Source organism: Kitasatospora sp. NPDC090308, from assembly GCF_044769485.1.
In the GTDB taxonomy this organism is placed as follows: Bacteria; Actinomycetota; Actinomycetes; order Streptomycetales; family Streptomycetaceae; genus Kitasatospora; species Kitasatospora fiedleri.
The window spans coordinates 110,539-126,545 of record NZ_JBIVXY010000017.1; the positions used below are offsets into that span (position 1 = coordinate 110,539).

The 16,007-nt window shown below is 75.3% G+C and carries 10 protein-coding genes; 6 read left to right on the plus strand and 4 right to left on the minus strand.

Annotated elements, in window-relative coordinates:
* Positions 1–78 precede the first annotated feature (78 nt).
* Positions 79–2,379: an ATP-binding protein gene (locus tag ACIQVD_RS29625; protein ID WP_402292256.1), complete on the plus strand. Its 2,301-nt coding sequence runs from the start codon at positions 79–81 to the stop codon at positions 2,377–2,379.
* Positions 2,380–2,449: 70 nt separating this feature from the next.
* Here ACIQVD_RS29625 and ACIQVD_RS29630 read toward each other — a convergent pair whose 3' ends face one another.
* Together ACIQVD_RS29630 and ACIQVD_RS29635 are read right to left on the minus strand one after the other, a co-directional pair.
* Positions 2,450–3,355 (minus strand): sucrase ferredoxin, encoded by a 906-nt coding sequence (locus tag ACIQVD_RS29630; RefSeq protein ID WP_400690442.1) that lies wholly within the window; start codon positions 3,353–3,355, stop codon positions 2,450–2,452.
* Positions 3,356–3,516: 161 nt separating this feature from the next.
* Complete coding sequence (locus ACIQVD_RS29635) at positions 3,517–5,967, minus strand: DNA topoisomerase (ATP-hydrolyzing) subunit A (protein ID WP_402292257.1); 2,451 nt, start codon at positions 5,965–5,967, stop codon at positions 3,517–3,519.
* Positions 5,968–6,205: 238 nt separating this feature from the next.
* On the opposite strand from ACIQVD_RS29635, the gene ACIQVD_RS29640 reads away from it, so the two are divergent.
* From ACIQVD_RS29640 to ACIQVD_RS29650, 3 genes are all read left to right on the plus strand, one after another.
* Positions 6,206–7,543, plus strand: coding sequence for a M16 family metallopeptidase (locus tag ACIQVD_RS29640; RefSeq protein WP_400690448.1), 1,338 nt, complete (start codon positions 6,206–6,208; stop codon positions 7,541–7,543).
* A 17-nt stretch (positions 7,544–7,560) separates the two neighbouring features.
* Positions 7,561–8,925, plus strand: coding sequence for a M16 family metallopeptidase (locus ACIQVD_RS29645; RefSeq protein ID WP_402292271.1), 1,365 nt, complete (start codon positions 7,561–7,563; stop codon positions 8,923–8,925).
* Positions 8,926–9,299: 374 nt separating this feature from the next.
* Positions 9,300–10,493: an RtcB family protein gene (locus ACIQVD_RS29650; protein ID WP_402292258.1), complete on the plus strand. Its 1,194-nt coding sequence runs from the start codon at positions 9,300–9,302 to the stop codon at positions 10,491–10,493.
* Between the two features lie 6 nt (positions 10,494–10,499).
* Here the strand turns inward: ACIQVD_RS29650 and ACIQVD_RS29655 are convergent, their stop codons facing one another.
* Complete coding sequence (locus tag ACIQVD_RS29655; protein ID WP_400690453.1) at positions 10,500–11,132, minus strand: TetR/AcrR family transcriptional regulator; 633 nt, start codon at positions 11,130–11,132, stop codon at positions 10,500–10,502.
* A gap of 80 nt (positions 11,133–11,212) precedes the next feature.
* On the opposite strand from ACIQVD_RS29655, the gene ACIQVD_RS29660 reads away from it, so the two are divergent.
* Positions 11,213–12,424, plus strand: a complete 1,212-nt coding sequence (locus ACIQVD_RS29660) for an MFS transporter (RefSeq protein WP_400690456.1) — start codon at positions 11,213–11,215, stop codon at positions 12,422–12,424.
* A 270-nt stretch (positions 12,425–12,694) separates the two neighbouring features.
* On the opposite strand, the gene ACIQVD_RS29665 is transcribed toward ACIQVD_RS29660, so the two are convergent.
* Positions 12,695–12,973, minus strand: coding sequence for an HPr family phosphocarrier protein (locus ACIQVD_RS29665; RefSeq protein WP_400690459.1), 279 nt, complete (start codon positions 12,971–12,973; stop codon positions 12,695–12,697).
* A gap of 160 nt (positions 12,974–13,133) precedes the next feature.
* Between ACIQVD_RS29665 and ACIQVD_RS29670 the strand changes: the two genes are divergently transcribed.
* Positions 13,134–15,908: a GNAT family N-acetyltransferase gene (locus ACIQVD_RS29670; RefSeq protein ID WP_402292259.1), complete on the plus strand. Its 2,775-nt coding sequence runs from the start codon at positions 13,134–13,136 to the stop codon at positions 15,906–15,908.
* Positions 15,909–16,007: the final 99 nt, after the last annotated feature.

Sequence of the window (16,007 nt, forward strand, 5' to 3'; positions counted from 1 at the left end):
GACGCGGGGCCGGGGACAGGCCCTAGGGTGGATCCGACCGCGCGGCCGACCCGGCCGGGCCGAGGACGGGAACCGGGCATGGCCGAGGACGGGTGGCTGTCGGAGCGGGCGCAGCAGGCCGAGGCCGCCGCGCCCGGCGGCTTCGACCTGGCCGACTGCGTCCGGGAGCCGATCCACCTGCTCGGCGGCGTGCAGTCGTTCGGCGTGCTGATCGCGGTCGACCCGCTCGACGGGACCGTCCGCACCGTCTCCGACAACGCCGCCGACCACCTGGGACGCCCCGCCGCGGACCTGGTCGGCCGTCCGGCCCGGGACCTGGTCGGCGCCGAGGTGCTCGCCGAGGCCGGGGCCGCCGGGGAGTCCGCCGTGCTGCTCACCGGCCGGGCCCGTCCCACCGGCGCCGCCCACCCGTTCGACGTCAGCGCGCACCGCCGGGACGGGCTGCTGGTGCTGGAGCTCGAACCCTGCGCCGAGCGGTCCGAGGCCGGCCCGGGCTTCGCCCGCCGCGTCCAGCAGGCGCTGCTGCGCATCCAGCGGTGCGCCACCGTGGCGGAGTGCTGCGAGGCCGCCGTGCGCGAGGTGCGGCTGCTCACCGGCTACTCGCGGGTGGTCGCCTACCGCTTCGAGGACGCCGAGGGGCCCGGCGAGGTCGTCGCCGAGGACCGGGCCGCGCACCTGGAGCCCTGGCTCGGGCTGTGGTTCCCGGCCAGCGACATCCCGCCGCAGGCCCGGCGGCTCTACCGGCACAACTGGATCCGGGTGATCGGCGACGTCGACGACCGCACCGCCGCGCTGCACTCCGCCCGCGCCGAGGCCGGCGCCCCGCCCCTCGACCTGTCCGCCGCGGCGCTGCGCACCGTCTCCGCGTACCACCTGGAGTACCTGCGCAACATCGGCGTGCGCTCCTCGATGTCGGTCTCGGTGCTCTCCGACGACGCCCTGTGGGGGCTGGTCGCCTGCCACGGCGAGGAGCCGCGCTGGCTGTCGCCGGACGTGCGGGCGGCCTGCGAACTGTTCGGCAGCGCCCTGTCCGTGCAGCTCGCCGCGGTCGCGGACCGGGAGCGGTCCGCGGCGCTCGACCTGGTCCGCGGCGCCCTCGACGGCCTGCTCGGCGGGGCGCCCGACGAACGGGCCCCGTCCCTGCACGCCTTCGCCGGGCTGTTCGCCGGGCTGGTCGAGGCGGACGGCCTGGTCGTCGACCAGACCGGGCAGACCACCGTCGAGGGCCCGGACCCGGGCGCCCGGACGCTCTCCCGGCTGCGGACCGTCGCCGCGGGCCTGCGGGCCACCGAGACGTGGCACACCGACCGGCTGGCGGAAGCACTCGCCGACGCGTGCGGCGAGCCGGTCGGCGCGGACGCGGCGGCGGGCGGTGACGGTCACGTCCCGGGGGGCGTCCTGCTGCTGCCGCTGGGGGACGGGTTCCTCGCCTGGTGGCGGGAGGAGCGGAGCGGCGCCCGCAGCTGGGCCACCGACCCCGCGGTACCCGTCCGGCTGGGACCGCGCGGCGAGCGGTTGACGCCGCGCGGCTCCACGGAGGTGTTCCGGGCGGCCGTGCGGGGGCGCAGCCTGCCGTGGAGCGGCACCGACCTGGCGGCCGCCCACGAGGTGGCCCGGGCGGTCGCCGGGCTGCTGGCCCGGCACGCCGCCTGGACCGCGGTCTTCACCCAGCGGCTGGAACGCAGCAACGCGGACCTCGACGCCTTCGCCCACGCCGCCGCCCACGACCTCAAGGAGCCGCTGCGCGGGATCTCCAACGCGGCCAGCTTCGTCATCGAGGACGTCGGCGACGCCCTGGACGGGGCCGGCCGCCGCCACCTGGACACCGTGCGCCGGCTGACCGTCCGGATGGACGGCCTGCTCGACTCGCTGCTGCGCTACTCCCAGGTCAGCGAGGTCGGGCTGCACCGCGTCCCGGTACCGCTCGCCGAGGCCCTGGAGCACGCCCTGGAGATCGCCGGGCCCCGGCTCGCCGAGCAGCGCGTCCGGCTCCTGCGCGGGCACCTCCCGGTCGTCCACGCCGATCCGGACCGGCTCCAGGAGGTCCTGGTCAACCTGCTGGTGAACGCCGCCAAGTACGCCCGCGCGGACGGGCCGCGCACCGTCGAGGTCACGGTGGAGCGCAGGCCGGGCCCGGACGGCGGCCCGGAGCGGGAGACGGTGGTGGTCCGCGACAACGGGATCGGCGTGCCGGCCGCCCAGCGCGAGCTGGTGTTCGGGCTGTTCCGCCGGCTGCACCGGACGGCCGAGCACGGCGGCGGCTCCGGCGCCGGACTGGCCATCGTGCGCCGCATCGTCGAACGGCACGGCGGCGCGGTCTGGTTGGACGACGCCCCCGGAGGCGGCACCGCGGTCTGCTTCACCCTGCCCGAGGAGTGACCGCCCGCCGCCCGGCCCCCCCGCCGTCCCGGACCGGCCACCCGCCGTCCCGGACCGGCCACCCGCCCGATCAGCGGGCCACGGCCTCCAGCGCGACCACGTCCATCCGGGACGGGGTGCCCGGGCCCTTGCCGCAGCTCTCGGGGCGCGGCGGCTCGCTGAACGACTCGGCGACGGTGGCCCGCCAGTGCCGGCCGTCGGCGTGCTGGACGTCGACCGTCCAGGGCGAGCCGCCGGGGGACACCCGCAGGGTCAGCGCGTCGGCGGCGGTCTCGGCCGCCAGCTCGCGGACGGCCTGCTCGGCGGCCTGGGCGGGACGCGGCCAGTACGAACGGCCGCGGGAGTGCGCCGGGACCGTGTGGCCCGCGGCGGTCGCGGCCAGCACCTCCTTCGCGGACTCGGCGGTCAGCCGCCCGTACGCGTAGCCGTGCGGCAGCACCAGCATGGTCGGTGAGAAGCGGTGCCCGCCGAGGTGGGTGACCTCCCACGCCTCGCTGTGGCCGGCCGCCGCGATGTCCGCCGCCAGCGGGCGGCCGAGCAGCGCGCAGCAGCGGTCGCGGCGGCCGTTGGTGCACACCAGGGCGATCGGGCCGCCGACGTGCGGGGCGCCGAAGGAGCCGTGGTCGCCCGCGCCGAGGGCGGCGAAGTCGAGGGCGAGCAGTTCGCCGGGGTCGGCGACGTGCCCGCGGCGGACCCACGGGTCGGCCGGGGAGGTGTGCGCGACCAGCACCTCGTGCCGGGCCGCGAGGTCGCCGTCCGCGTGCCGGCCCGGGCGGCGGATCAGCGCCACCCGGACGCCGGTCCCCTCCGCGGCCGCCTCCAGCGCGGCGCCGACCCCGGCGTCGAGGTGACTGCCGGTCAGCGCCCGCGCCCCCCACGGGCCGGACTGCTCGACCAGCAGCCAGGTGGTGGCGGTGGCCGCGGTGGCGGTCAACGGCTCGGCCAGTTCGTGCGACAGCGTCGTGCAGGTGCTCACCCGCCCCACCCTAGGCCCTGCGACTCCTCCGGCCGACGGCGCGCGTGTCCGGGGCCCGGGGGCCGGGGGTCCAGGGCCGGGGCCGGGGCCGGGGGGCGGCGGGCCCGGCCGCGGTGCGTCTCGACTCGCAGCTCCCCCGGCCCGGGACGGGGCCCGCGCCGTCACATCCGGCTGCCGACCGCCCCGATCGGCGAGGGCACCGGGGTGCCGGAGCCGTCGCGGCGCGGGTCGAGCTCCGGGAGGGCGACGGGCCGGCCGGCGGTGCTGGTGCCGAGGGCGGGCAGCGGGCCGGCCCAGGCGAAGGCGAGGCCGTCCTCGCCGCGCAGGAAGCGCTGGCAGCGGACGCCGCCGGTGGCCCGGCCCTTGCGCGGGTACTGGTCGAACGGGGTGAGCTTCCAGCTGGTCTGCTCCTCGCCGGCCAGCGTGCCGGAGGCGGTGGCCACCGAGAGGACCACCGCGTCCTGCGCCGGGTCGACCGCGGTGAAGGAGAGCACCCGCGCGCCGTCGGCCAGCTTGATGCCGGTCATGCCGCCGGCCGGGCGGCCCTGCGGGCGGACCTGGGCCGCCGGGTAGCGCAGCAGCTGGGCGTCGGAGGTGATGAAGACCAGGTCCTCCTCGCCGGTGCGCAGCTCGACCGCGCCGACCACGGCGTCGCCGTCCTTGAGCGCGATCACCTCGAACTCGTCCTTGTTGGCGGGCCATTCGGGCACCACCCGCTTGACCGTGCCCTGCACGGTGCCGAGCGCCAGGCCGGGGGAGGACTCGTCCAGGGTGGTCAGGGCGAGCGGCCGCTCGTCGGCCTCCAGGCGGAGGAACTCGGAGACCGCCGCGCCGCCGGACAGCGCCGTGGTGCCCGGGGGCAGCGCGGGCAGGTCGATCACCGGCAGCCGCAGCACCCGGCCGGCCGTGGTGACCAGGCCGACGTCGCCGCGGGCGGTGGCGGGGACGGCGGAGGCCAGCACGTCGTGCCGGGCGCGGGCCGCCGACTCCTCGGTGACCGGCTCCAGGTCGAAGGTGCGGGCCAGCAGCCCGGTGGCGGAGAGCAGCACCCGGCACGGGTCGTCGGCGACCTCCAGCGGCACCGCCAGCGCGGCGGACGGCACCGCGCCGGCCTCCAGCAGCACGGTGCGCCGCTCGGTGCCGAACTGCTTGGAGACGGCCGCGAGTTCGGCGGAGACCACGGAGCGCAGCTTGCCGTCCGACTCCAGGATCTCGGTCAGTTCGGCGATCTCCTTGAGCAGCTTGGCCCGCTCGGTCTCCAGCTCGACCCGGTCGAACCGGGTGAGCCGGCGCAGCGGGGTGTCGAGGATGTACGCGGTCTGGGTCTCGGAGAGGCCGAAGCGCTCCATCAGCCGGTCCTTGGCCTGGCCGGCGTCGTCGCTGTTGCGGATGATCGCGATCACCTCGTCGATGTCGACGAGCGCGACCAGCAGGCCCTCCACCAGGTGCAGCCGGTCCTGGCGCTTGCGGCGGCGGAAGTCGCTGCGCCGCTTGACCACCGTGAAGCGGTGGTCGACGTAGACCTCCAGCAGCTCCTTGAGGCCCAGCGTCAGCGGCTGGCCGTCGACCAGCGCGACGTTGTTGATGCCGAAGGTCTCCTCCATCGGCGTCAGCTTGTACAGCTGCTCCAGCAGCGCCTCGGGGACGAAGCCGTTCTTCACCTCGATGACCAGGCGCAGGCCGTGCGCGCGGTCGGTGAGGTCCTTGACGTCGGCGATGCCCTGGAGCTTCTTCGCGTTGACCAGGTCCTTGATCTTCCCGATCACCTTCTCCGGGCCGACCGTGTACGGCAGTTCGGTGACCACGATGCCCTTGCGGCGGGCGGTGACGTTCTCGATCGTGGTGGTGGCGCGGATCTTGAAGGTGCCGCGGCCGGACTCGTACGCGTCCCGGATGCCGGACAGGCCGACGATCCGGCCGCCGGTGGGCAGGTCGGGGCCGGGGACGAACCGCATCAGGGTGTCCAGGTCCGCCGCGGGGTGCTTGATCAGGTGCCGGGCGGCGGCCACCACCTCGGACAGGTTGTGCGGCGGCATGTTGGTGGCCATGCCGACCGCGATCCCGGTGGCGCCGTTGACCAGCAGGTTCGGGAACGCCGAGGGGAGGACCTGGGGCTCCTGCTCGGAGCCGTCGTAGTTCGGGCCGAAGTCGACGGTGTCCTCGTGGATCGACTCCACCAGCGACATCGACGCGGCGGTCAGCCGGGACTCGGTGTAGCGCATCGCGGCCGGCGGGTCGTCGTTGCCGAGCGAGCCGAAGTTGCCGTGGCCGTCGATCAGCGGCAGCCGCATCGAGAACGGCTGGGCCAGGCGCACCACGGCGTCGTAGATCGAGGCGTCGCCGTGCGGGTGCAGCCGGCCCATCACCTCGCCGACCAGGCGCGCGCACTTGACGTGGCCGCGCTCCGGGCGCAGGCCCATCTCGTTGGCCTGGTAGAGGATCCGGCGGTGCACCGGCTTGAGGCCGTCCCGGGCGTCCGGCAGGGCCCGGGAGTAGATCACCGAGTAGGCGTACTCCAGGAACGAGCCCTGCATCTCGTCCACGACATCGACGTCGAGGATGCGCTCCTCGAAGTCACCGGGCGGCGGGGTGGGCGAACTGCGGCGGGCCATCGCTGCGGGGCTCCCTTGCGGTACGTGCGGTACATGGGTACGGGCGGACGCGGGCGTGAACGCCCCCCATTGTGGACCCTCGGTGGGACACCCCCCGTCACCCGGGCCGCTTCCGCCGCTGGCGAACGCGCCCCGTGGCCGGACACCTGACGGCGGGACCCGGCGTTGCACCACAATGGGGGACGTCACACGCCCCCGGCCCGGAACACTCCGGAACCGACGACGGGAAGGACCCCGCATGGCCAACCCCGCGCCCGCAAGCGGCCTCGCCATCACCGAACACCGCCTGGCCAACGGCCTCCGCGTGGTGCTCTCCGAGGACCACCTCACCCCGGTCACGGCGGTGTGCCTGTGGTACGACGTGGGCTCCCGGCACGAGGTCAAGGGGCGCACCGGTCTCGCCCACCTCTTCGAGCACCTGATGTTCCAGGGCTCGGCGAACGTCTCCAACAACGGCCACTTCGAACTGGTCCAGGGCGCCGGCGGCTCGCTCAACGGCACCACCAGCTTCGAGCGCACCAACTACTTCGAGACCATGCCCGCCCACCAACTGGAGCTCGCGCTCTGGCTGGAGGCCGACCGGATGGGCTCGCTGCTGGCCGCGCTGGACGAGACGTCCATGGAGAACCAGCGCGACGTGGTGAAGAACGAGCGCCGCCAGCGCTACGACAACGTGCCCTACGGCACCGCGTTCGAGAAGCTCACCGCGCTGTCCTTCCCCGACGGCCACCCCTACCACCACACCCCGATCGGCTCGATGGCCGACCTGGACGCCGCGACGCTGGAGGACGCCCGCACGTTCTTCCGCACCTACTACGCGCCCAACAACGCGGTGCTGGCGATCGTCGGCGACCTCGACCCGGAGCAGACCGTCGCCTGGGTGGAGAAGTACTTCGGCTCGATCCCGGCCCACGACGGCAAGCAGCCGCCGCGCGACGGCACCCTGCCGGAGACCATCGGCCGCGAGGTGCGCGAGCTGATCCGCGAGGACGTCCCGTCCCGCGCGCTGATGGCCGCCTACCGGCTCCCGCACGACGGCACCCGGGAGGCCGACGCGGCCGACCTGGCGCTCACCATCCTGGGCAGCGGCGAGTCGTCCCGCCTGTACAACCGGCTGGTGCGCCGCGACCGCACCGCCGTCGCGGCCGGCTTCGGCCTGCTGCGGCTGGCCGGCGCGCCCTCGCTCGGCTGGCTGGACGTCAAGGCCGGCGGCGACGCCGCCCTGGAGCAGATCGAGGCCGCCGTCGACGAGGAGCTGGCCCGGTTCGCCGCCGAGGGCCCCACCGCCGAGGAACTGGAGCGGGCCCAGGCGCAGATCGAGCGCGAGTGGCTGGACCGGCTCACCACGGTGGCCGGCCGGGCCGACGAACTCTGCCGCTACGCCGTCCTGTTCGGCGACCCGAAGCTGGTCAACGCCGCGCTGCCGAAGGTCCTCGACGTCACCGCCGAGGAGGTCCGGGCGGTCGCCGCCGCCCGGCTGCGCCCCGACAACCGGGCCGTGCTGGTGTACGAGCCGACCACCGGTGACGACGACGGCACCGCGAACGACGAGAACGACGAGGAGGCGGCGGCGTGAGCGACCACACCCCCGCGATGGAGTTCCACCCGCAGCCGCAGCCCGGCACCCCCACCCCGTGGGCGTTCCCGGCGCCCGAACGGCTCACCCTGGCCAACGGCCTGACGGTGCTGCACTGCCACCGCCCCGGCCAGCAGCTGGTCGCCGTCGACATGGTGCTGGACGCGCCGCTGGCCGCCGAGCCGGAGGGCCTGGACGGCGTCGCCTCGATCCTGGCCCGGGCGCTGTCCGAGGGCACCGACACGCTCAGCGCCGAGGAGTTCGCCGGTGAGCTGGAGCGGGCCGGCGCCACCCTGGACACCCACGCCGACCACCCGGCGATCCGGGTCTCGCTGGAGGTCCCGGCCTCCCGCCTGGAGCGCGGCCTGACCCTGCTCGGCGACGCGCTGCGCGCCCCCGCGCTGCCCGCGGACGAGATCGAGCGGCTGGTCGCCAACCGCCTCGACGAGATCGTCCACGAGCAGGCCAACCCGGGCCGGCGCGCCGCCAAGGCGCTGTACGCCGAGCTGTTCCCGGCCGCCGACCGGCTGTCGCGCCCGCGGGCGGGCTCCGCCGAGACCGTCAAGCGGATCGACCGGGCGGCGGTGCAGGCGTTCTACGACGCGCACCTGCGCCCGTCCACCGCCACCGCCGTGGTGGTCGGCGACCTCACCGGGACGGACCTGGCGGCGCTGCTGGAGTCCACCCTGGGCCGGTGGACCGCCGAGACCCGGGAGCCGGCCGTGCACGGCCCGGTGACCGCGGACGACACCGGCCGGGTGGTCATCGTCGACCGGCCCGGCTCGGTCCAGACCCAGCTGCTGATCGGCCGGATCGGCCCGGACCGGCACGACCCGGAGTGGGCCGCGCAGGTGCTCGGCACCTACTGCCTCGGCGGCACCCTCACCTCCCGGCTGGACCGCGTCCTGCGCGAGGAGAAGGGCTACACCTACGGCGTGCGGGCGTTCGCCCAGGCGCTGCGCTCGGCCGCCGACGGCTCCGGCCGCGGGATGCTGGCGATCAGCGGCTCGGTGGACACCGAGTCGACCGCGCCCGCGCTGCAGGACACCTGGACCATCCTGCGCACGCTGGCCGCCGAGGGCCTGACCGACGCCGAGCGGGAGGAGGCCGTGCAGTTCCTGGTCGGCGTCGCCCCGCTGAAGTTCGAGACGGCCGGGTCGGTCGCCGCGACCCTGGCGGACCAGGTCGAGCAGTACCTGCCCGACACCTACCAGGCCGACTTCTACCGGAAGCTGGCCGAGCTCGACACCGCGGCCGCCACCCGCGCCGTGGTCGCCGCGTTCCCGCCGGACCGGCTGGTCACCGTGCTGGTCGGCGACGCCTCGGTGATCGCCGAGCCGGTCAAGGCGCTCGGCATCGGGGACGTCACGGTCATCGCCTGACCGCTCCGGCGCGCGGTCCGCGCGGTCCGCGCGCACGAGGGTCCGACGGGGCGTCAGCTCCGCCGGACCCTCGGCGTTTTAATGCCTTGCGCGCCGTCGGCGCGGCGTGGGTAGATATCCCCGACCGGGCGACGGGCGCGGTCCACGACACGGCGGAAGGAGGCGGTCACCATGCGGGTCGAGCCACGACGACGCTCCCCGAGGCTGCCCTTCCGTTGTTCGCGCGTCACCGCCTGAGCAGTCCTCGCGCGGCGCCCGTCCGTCCTTCCCGCGGTCCCGCACGCCGGGCCCGCGCCCCCTGAGCTTCCCCGCCGCCGCACCGGGCGTCCTCGTGCGGCACCATGAACCCATCCGACCCAGGAGGTCGAACACCCATGTCGTACACCGAGGTACCCGGCGTCCGCGTCCCGATCCGGATGTGGACCGACCCGGCCACCGTCGAGGGCCAGGCCATGCAGCAGCTGCGCAACATCAGCACGCTGCCCTGGCTGCACGGCCTCGCCGTGATGCCGGACGTCCACCTGGGCAAGGGCGCGACGGTCGGCTCCGTCATCGCGATGAAGGGCGCGGTCTGCCCGGCCGCGGTCGGCGTCGACATCGGCTGCGGGATGACGGCCGTGAAGTCCTCGCTCACCGCGAAGGACCTCCCGGACGACCTGTCGCGCCTGCGCAGCCGGATCGAGCAGGCCATCCCGGTCGGTCTCGGCCTGCACGCCGACCCGGTCGACCCGGGCAAGCTGCAGGGCCGGGCCACCGCGGGCTGGGAGGACTTCTGGCAGCGCTTCGACGACATCGCCCCCGAGGTGCACTGGCGCCGCGAGCGGGCCGCCCGGCAGATGGCGACGCTCGGCGGCGGCAACCACTTCATCGAGCTCTGCCTGGACGACGACGGCGCGGTCTGGCTGATGCTGCACTCCGGTTCGCGCAACATCGGCAAGGAGCTCGCCGAGCACCACATGTCGATCGCCCGGGCGCTGCCGCACAACCAGGGCCTGATCGACCGCGACCTGGCGGTCTTCCTGGCCCGCACCCCCGAGATGGACGCCTACCGCTCCGACCTGTTCTGGGCGCAGGAGTACGCCAAGCACAACCGGGCGCTGATGATGGCCCTGTTCCAGGACGCGGTCCGCCGCGAACTGCCGCGGGCCGGGGCCTCGTTCGGCGAGCTGATCTCCTGCCACCACAACTACGTGGCCGAGGAGCGCTACGACGGCGTCGACCTGCTCGTCACCCGCAAGGGCGCGATCCGGGCCGGTTCCGGCGAGTACGGCATCATCCCGGGCTCGATGGGCACCGGCTCGTACATCGTGAAGGGCCTGGGGAACGCCGCCTCGTTCAACTCGGCCTCGCACGGCGCGGGCCGGAAGATGAGCCGCACCGCGGCCAAGAAGCGGTTCAGCACCGCGGACCTCGTCGCGCAGACGGCGGGCGTCGAGTGCCGCAAGGACTCCGGGGTGGTCGACGAGATCCCCGGCGCGTACAAGCCGATCGAGAAGGTCATCGCCCAGCAGCGGGACTTGGTCGAGGTCGTCGCGCACCTCAAGCAGGTGATCTGCGTGAAGGGCTGACGCGGGTCAGTCGGAGGCGGTGGTGGTGCGGGCCGGTGCGAAGAGGTACCGGTCCAGCATCAGCGGGGTGTCCGCCAGGATCTCCGGGTCGCCCTGCGGGTCCTCCAGGAACGCCATGCCGAGCATCCGCGTGGCCAGCACCACGGCCAGGTGCGCCCGGCGGCGGGTCTCGGCCGTGTCGGCCAGCCCGAACGAGTCCACCAGCACCTCGTGCACGCGCTCGGCGATCCGCCGGTCCACCTCGTCCCCCAAGCTCGCCAGCGAGGGGACCTTCACCACGTGGAACCACACGTGCCGGTAGCCGGGCAGCGTCCGGAACCGGCTCGCGTACGCCTCGACCACCCGGGCGATGAACTGCTCGGACGTCGCGCAGGCCGCCACCGCCGCCGGGTCGGTGGCGGCGGCCAGCAGCCGCAGGTCGCCCTCCAGCCAGTTGTGCTCCAGCGTTTCGAGCACCGCCTCCTTGTCCGGGAAGAACCGGTACAGCGCCCCGACGGACATCCCGGCCTCGGCCGCGATCTGCTTGGTGCTGAGCTGGTCGAACGGCACGGTCTCCAGCAGCCGGGCCGCGGTGGACAGGATGCGGGCGAACTTCTCGCGGCTGCGCTGCTGCTGCGGCTCGCGGACCAGGGGGGACACGCCGGGCTCACTCTCCTCGTACGGTGCCGGGCGGGCGGGCGTCTTGACGCGACCGGAAAATGTGAACGATATTTTCGTTCATGTTCTCGCGCGGCTTTCCCACCCTCTGGGCGTCCGTCACCATATCCAGCCTCGGCGACGGCATGCGCTTCGTCGCCCTCCCGCTGCTCGCCGTCCGCCTCACCGACGACGCCCGGCTGATCGCCCTGGTCGCGCTGGCCGGACAGCTGCCCTCGCTGCTGCTCGCCCTCCCCGCCGGGGTCTGGGCCGACCGGGTCGACCGCCGCCGGATGCTCCTCTGGTCGGACGTCGCCCGCACCCTCGTGGTCGGCGCGCTGGCCGTCGCGGTGGCCGCGGACGCCGTCCGGATCGGCTGGCTGGTGCTCGCCGCGCTGCTGCTGGGCGCCGGGGACGTCGTCTACGGCGCGGGCTGGTCCGGCATGGTCCCCACCCTCGTCCCGCCCGCCGGGCGCGCCCGGGCCAACTCCCGCCTGCAGGCCGGCGCCCTGATCACCGACACCCTGCTCGGCACCCCGCTCGGCGCCGTCCTGTTCGGACTGGCCGCGGTCCTCCCGCTCGCCGTCGACAGCCTCTCCTTCGCCGTCGCGGCCGCCCTGGTGCTCCTGCTGCGCGGCGAATTCCGCCCCGGCGGAGCGGCGCCGCTCCCCGCCCGGGCCCCGCTGGGACGCCAGGTCGCCGAAGCGCTGCGCTGGCTGCGCGGCCGCCCCGTCCTGTTCCGGCTCTGCCTCGCCCGCGGCCTCACCGGGGCGGTCGCCTCCGGGCTGATCGCCGTCCTGGTCCTCTACGCGCGCCGGAGCCAGCACCTCGGCCCGACCGGATTCGCCCTGCTGGTCGCCGCGTTCGCCGTCGGCGGGCTGCTCGGCAGCGCCCTCACCCCGCGGCTGCTGCACCGCTGGGGCGCCCGCACCACCATGGTCACCGGCGTCCTCGGCTCGGCCGCCTGCGCACTCCTCCTGGCGCTCGCCCCCGCCCCCGCGGTCGCCGCCCTCGCCGTCGCGGGCTACGGCGTCGCCGACTTCGCCTGGGCGATCGGCGGAGTGACCCTCCGCCAGGCCCAGATCCCCTCCCACCTGCTGGGCCGGGTCTCCATGGCCTACCAACTCGTCTTCAGCGCCGCGGGCGCGACGGGCGCCGCCCTCGCCGGGCTGCTCGCCCACCAGTGGGGCACCCGGGCCCCCTACTTCGCGGGCGCGGCCCTGCTCCTCGCCGTCCCCCTCCTACTGCCGGGGGCCCGCCGCGAGGCGGAGGGGTGGGCGCTCGTCGGCAGCTGAAGAGGGCGCGCATTCAGGGGCTCGGGGAACGGCGAGTCCGAGCTGCTGACGGCCGGAGCCCAGCGATGCGTCCGTGCTGCTTCGGGCCGCCGTAACAGAACCCGAAGCCACCGCACGCACCGGCAGTGAACCGCCAGCAGCCCCGAGCCCGCCGTTCCCCGGGCCCCTGGATTGCACGACCCGTGTGCCCGACAGTTCCCGGGCCCCTGGATTGCACGACCCGTGTGCCCGACAGTTCCCCGGGCCCCTGATGTCGGCTCTCGCCGTTACCTACGCGGCGGGCAGCTCGTCCAGGCCCTCCTGGACAAGCTTGGCGACGCGGTCGAGCGCCGCGTCGGCGCCCTCCGCGTCGGCCGCGAGGACGACGGTGTCGCCGCCGCTCGCGCCGAGGGCGAGGAGGCCGAGCATGGAGCCGGCGTTGACCGGGGTGCCGCCCTCCTTGGCGATGGTCATCGGGACGCCGGTGGAGGTGACGGCCTTGACGAAGACGGAGGCGGGACGGGCGTGCAGGCCCTCGGCCCAACCGATGGTGACGCGGCGCTCAGCCATGAGAGGTGCCTTTCACGTGGTGCAGGGTGGTGCAGGGTTGTCTAGACCAGTGTTGCACGGCCGTGCACCGCGGGCCCGGTGGCGCGGGACGGCACGGCCCAGCGTGCCGCGCCCGGCACGCCTGGCGCCACCAGGCTCGCCGACGACTACGCTGGCGGGCGTGGAGCACGAGCGCGCACCGGCGGACAACGGGTACCCGCAGCACTGGGAGGCGGACGTCCTCCTGCGCGACGGCGGGACGGCCCGGATCCGGCCGATCACCGAGGACGACGCCGACCGGCTGGTGGAGTTCTACGAGCAGGTCTCGGACCAGTCCAAGTACTTCCGCTTCTTCGCCCCGTACCCGCACCTGTCCGACAAGGACGTCCGCCGCTTCACCCAGCACGACTACGTGAACCGGGTCGGCCTGGCGCTGGTGGTGCGGGACAGGTTCGTCGCCACCGTCCGCTACGACCGCACCGACAAGGACGGGATGCCGTCCACCACCGGCACCGACGCCGAGGTCGCGTTCCTGGTGCAGGACGCGCACCAGGGCCGGGGCATCGCCTCCGCGCTGCTGGAGCACATCGCGGCGGTGGCGCAGGAGCGCGGCATCCGCCGGTTCACCGCCGAGGTGCTGCCGGAGAACCGGAAGATGGTGAAGGTCTTCACCGACGCCGGGTACACCCAGCGGCGCAGCTTCGCCGACGGCGTGGTGCACCTGGAGTTCGACCTGGAGCCGACCGCCGCCTCGCTCGCCGTGATGCGCGCCCGCGAGCACCGCGCCGAGGCCCGCTCCGTGCAGCGCCTGCTGACCCCCCGCTCGATCGCCGTGGTCGGCGTCTCGCGCAACCCGCAGTCGGTCGGCCGGGCGCTGCTGCGCGCCGCCCGCGCGGGCTTCGACGGCCCGGTGTACGCGGTGAACCGGGGCGCCGAGCCGGGCACCGAGCTGGAGGGCGTGCCGACGTACCGCTCGGTGCTGGACGTTCCCGGGCCGGTGGACCTCGCGGTGCTCGCGGTGCCCGAGCAGTCCGTCCCGGCCGCGGCCGCGGAGTGCGGGGTGCACGGCGTGCAGGGCCTGGTGGTGGTGAGCGCCGGGTACGCCGAGACCGGGCCGGACGGGCGGGACAAGCAGCGCGCGCTGGTCCGGCAGGCCCGGGCGGCCGGGATGCGGGTGATCGGCCCGAACGCGTTCGGCCTGCTCAACACCGACCCCGAGCACCGGCTGAACGCCTCGCTGGCCCCCGCGCTGCCCGAGCGCGGCCCGTTCGGCGTGTTCTGCCAGTCCGGGGCGATCGGCGTGGCCCTGCTGGAGGCCGCGCACCGGCGCGGCACCGGCATCTCCTCGTTCGCCTCGGTCGGCAACCGGGCCGACGTCTCCGGCAACGACCTGCTGCAGTACTGGGAGGAGGACGCCGCCACCGAGGTGGTGCTGCTGTACCTCGAATCCTTCGGCAACCCGCGCAAGTTCACCCGGATCGCCCGCCGACTGGCCGCCGCCAAGCCCGTGGTGGTGCTCAAGGGCGCCCGGCACACCGGCAGCCTGCCGCCCGGCCACGCCGTCCAGCCCGCCGCCACCCGGCTGCGCGACGCCACCGTGGACGCCCTGTTCCAGCAGGCCGGGGTGATCCGGGTGGACACCATCACCGAGCTCTTCGACACCGGCGAACTCCTCGCCGGGCAGCCGCTGCCGCGGGGCGGCCGGGTCGCGGTCGTCGGCAACTCCGACTCGCTCGGCCTGCTCACCTACGACACCTGCCTGAGCGCCGGACTGCGCCCCCGCACCCCCGTCGACCTGACCACCGGCGCGAGCGGCGAGAACTTCCGGGTCGCCCTGGACACCGCGCTCACCGACCCGGGCACCGACGCCGTGATCGCCGTCGCCATCCCGCCGATCGGCGTGCACGGCCCCGGGGCGGCCCCCGAACTCGTCGAGGACGACCCCGAGATCGCCCGGGCCCTGCTGGACGCCGCCGCCCGCGGCCGGGAACTCGGCAAACCGCTGCTGCTCGCCCACCTCGCGCTGCCCGCGCTGGTCGCCCGGCTGCGCGCCGGGGGAGTGCCCGCCTACCCCGCCCCCGAACGCGCCGTGCACGCGCTGGCCGACGCCGTCCGCTACGCGAAGTGGCGCCGCCGCAGCGCCGAGGCCGAGGAGACCGCCCGCGTCCCCGAACTGGACGGCGTCGACGAGCACGCCGCCCGTGCCCTGGTCGAGCGCGCCCTGACCAGCCGGGAGGCGGTCGCCGCCCGGCTGCAGGCGGGCGGCGCCCGGGTCACCCTGCCCGACGCCGAGGCCGCCGAGCTGCTCGGCCACTACGGCATCCCGGTCAGCCCGACGCTGCCCGCCCCCGACGAGGCGAGCGCCGTCAAGGCCGCCGCCACCCTCGGCTACCCCGTCGCCCTGAAGGCCACCGCCGAGCACCTGCGACACCGCCCCGACCTGGGCAGCGTCCGGCTCGACCTGACCGGCGAGGCCGAGCTGCGCCGCGCCCACCGCGAGCTGGACGCCCTGCTGGGCGGCGCCGCGCAGGCCGAACTGGTGGTGCAGCGGCTGGCCCCGCGCGGCGTGGACACCGTGATCGGCGCCTCCGTCGACCCCGCCGTCGGCACCATCCTCTCCTTCGGCCTGGCCGGCGCCCCCGCCGAGCTGCTCGGCGACGTCGCCCACCGCCTGGTCCCGGCCACCGACCGGGACGTGGCCGAGCTGATCCGCGAGGTCCGGGCCGCCCCGCTGCTGTTCGGCTGGCGCGGCGCCGAGGCCGTCGACACCGACGCGCTGGAGGAGGTGCTGCTGCGGGTCTCCCGCCTGGTCGACGACCTGCCCGAGGTCGCCTCGGTCGACCTGGAGCCCGTGGTGGTCGCCCCGCACGGCCTGACCGTGCTCGGCGCCCGGGTCCGGATCGCCCCGCTGCCGGTCCGCACCGATCTGGGACCGCGCGCCATGAGCACGCTGTAACCTTGCGTGGTTGCCCGCTCGGCAGGACCGGGCGACCCCCGGCACCGCGAAGGCCGGGCGACCCGGCGCAGTGCCACCCGCCGCAGCGGCGGGACATGC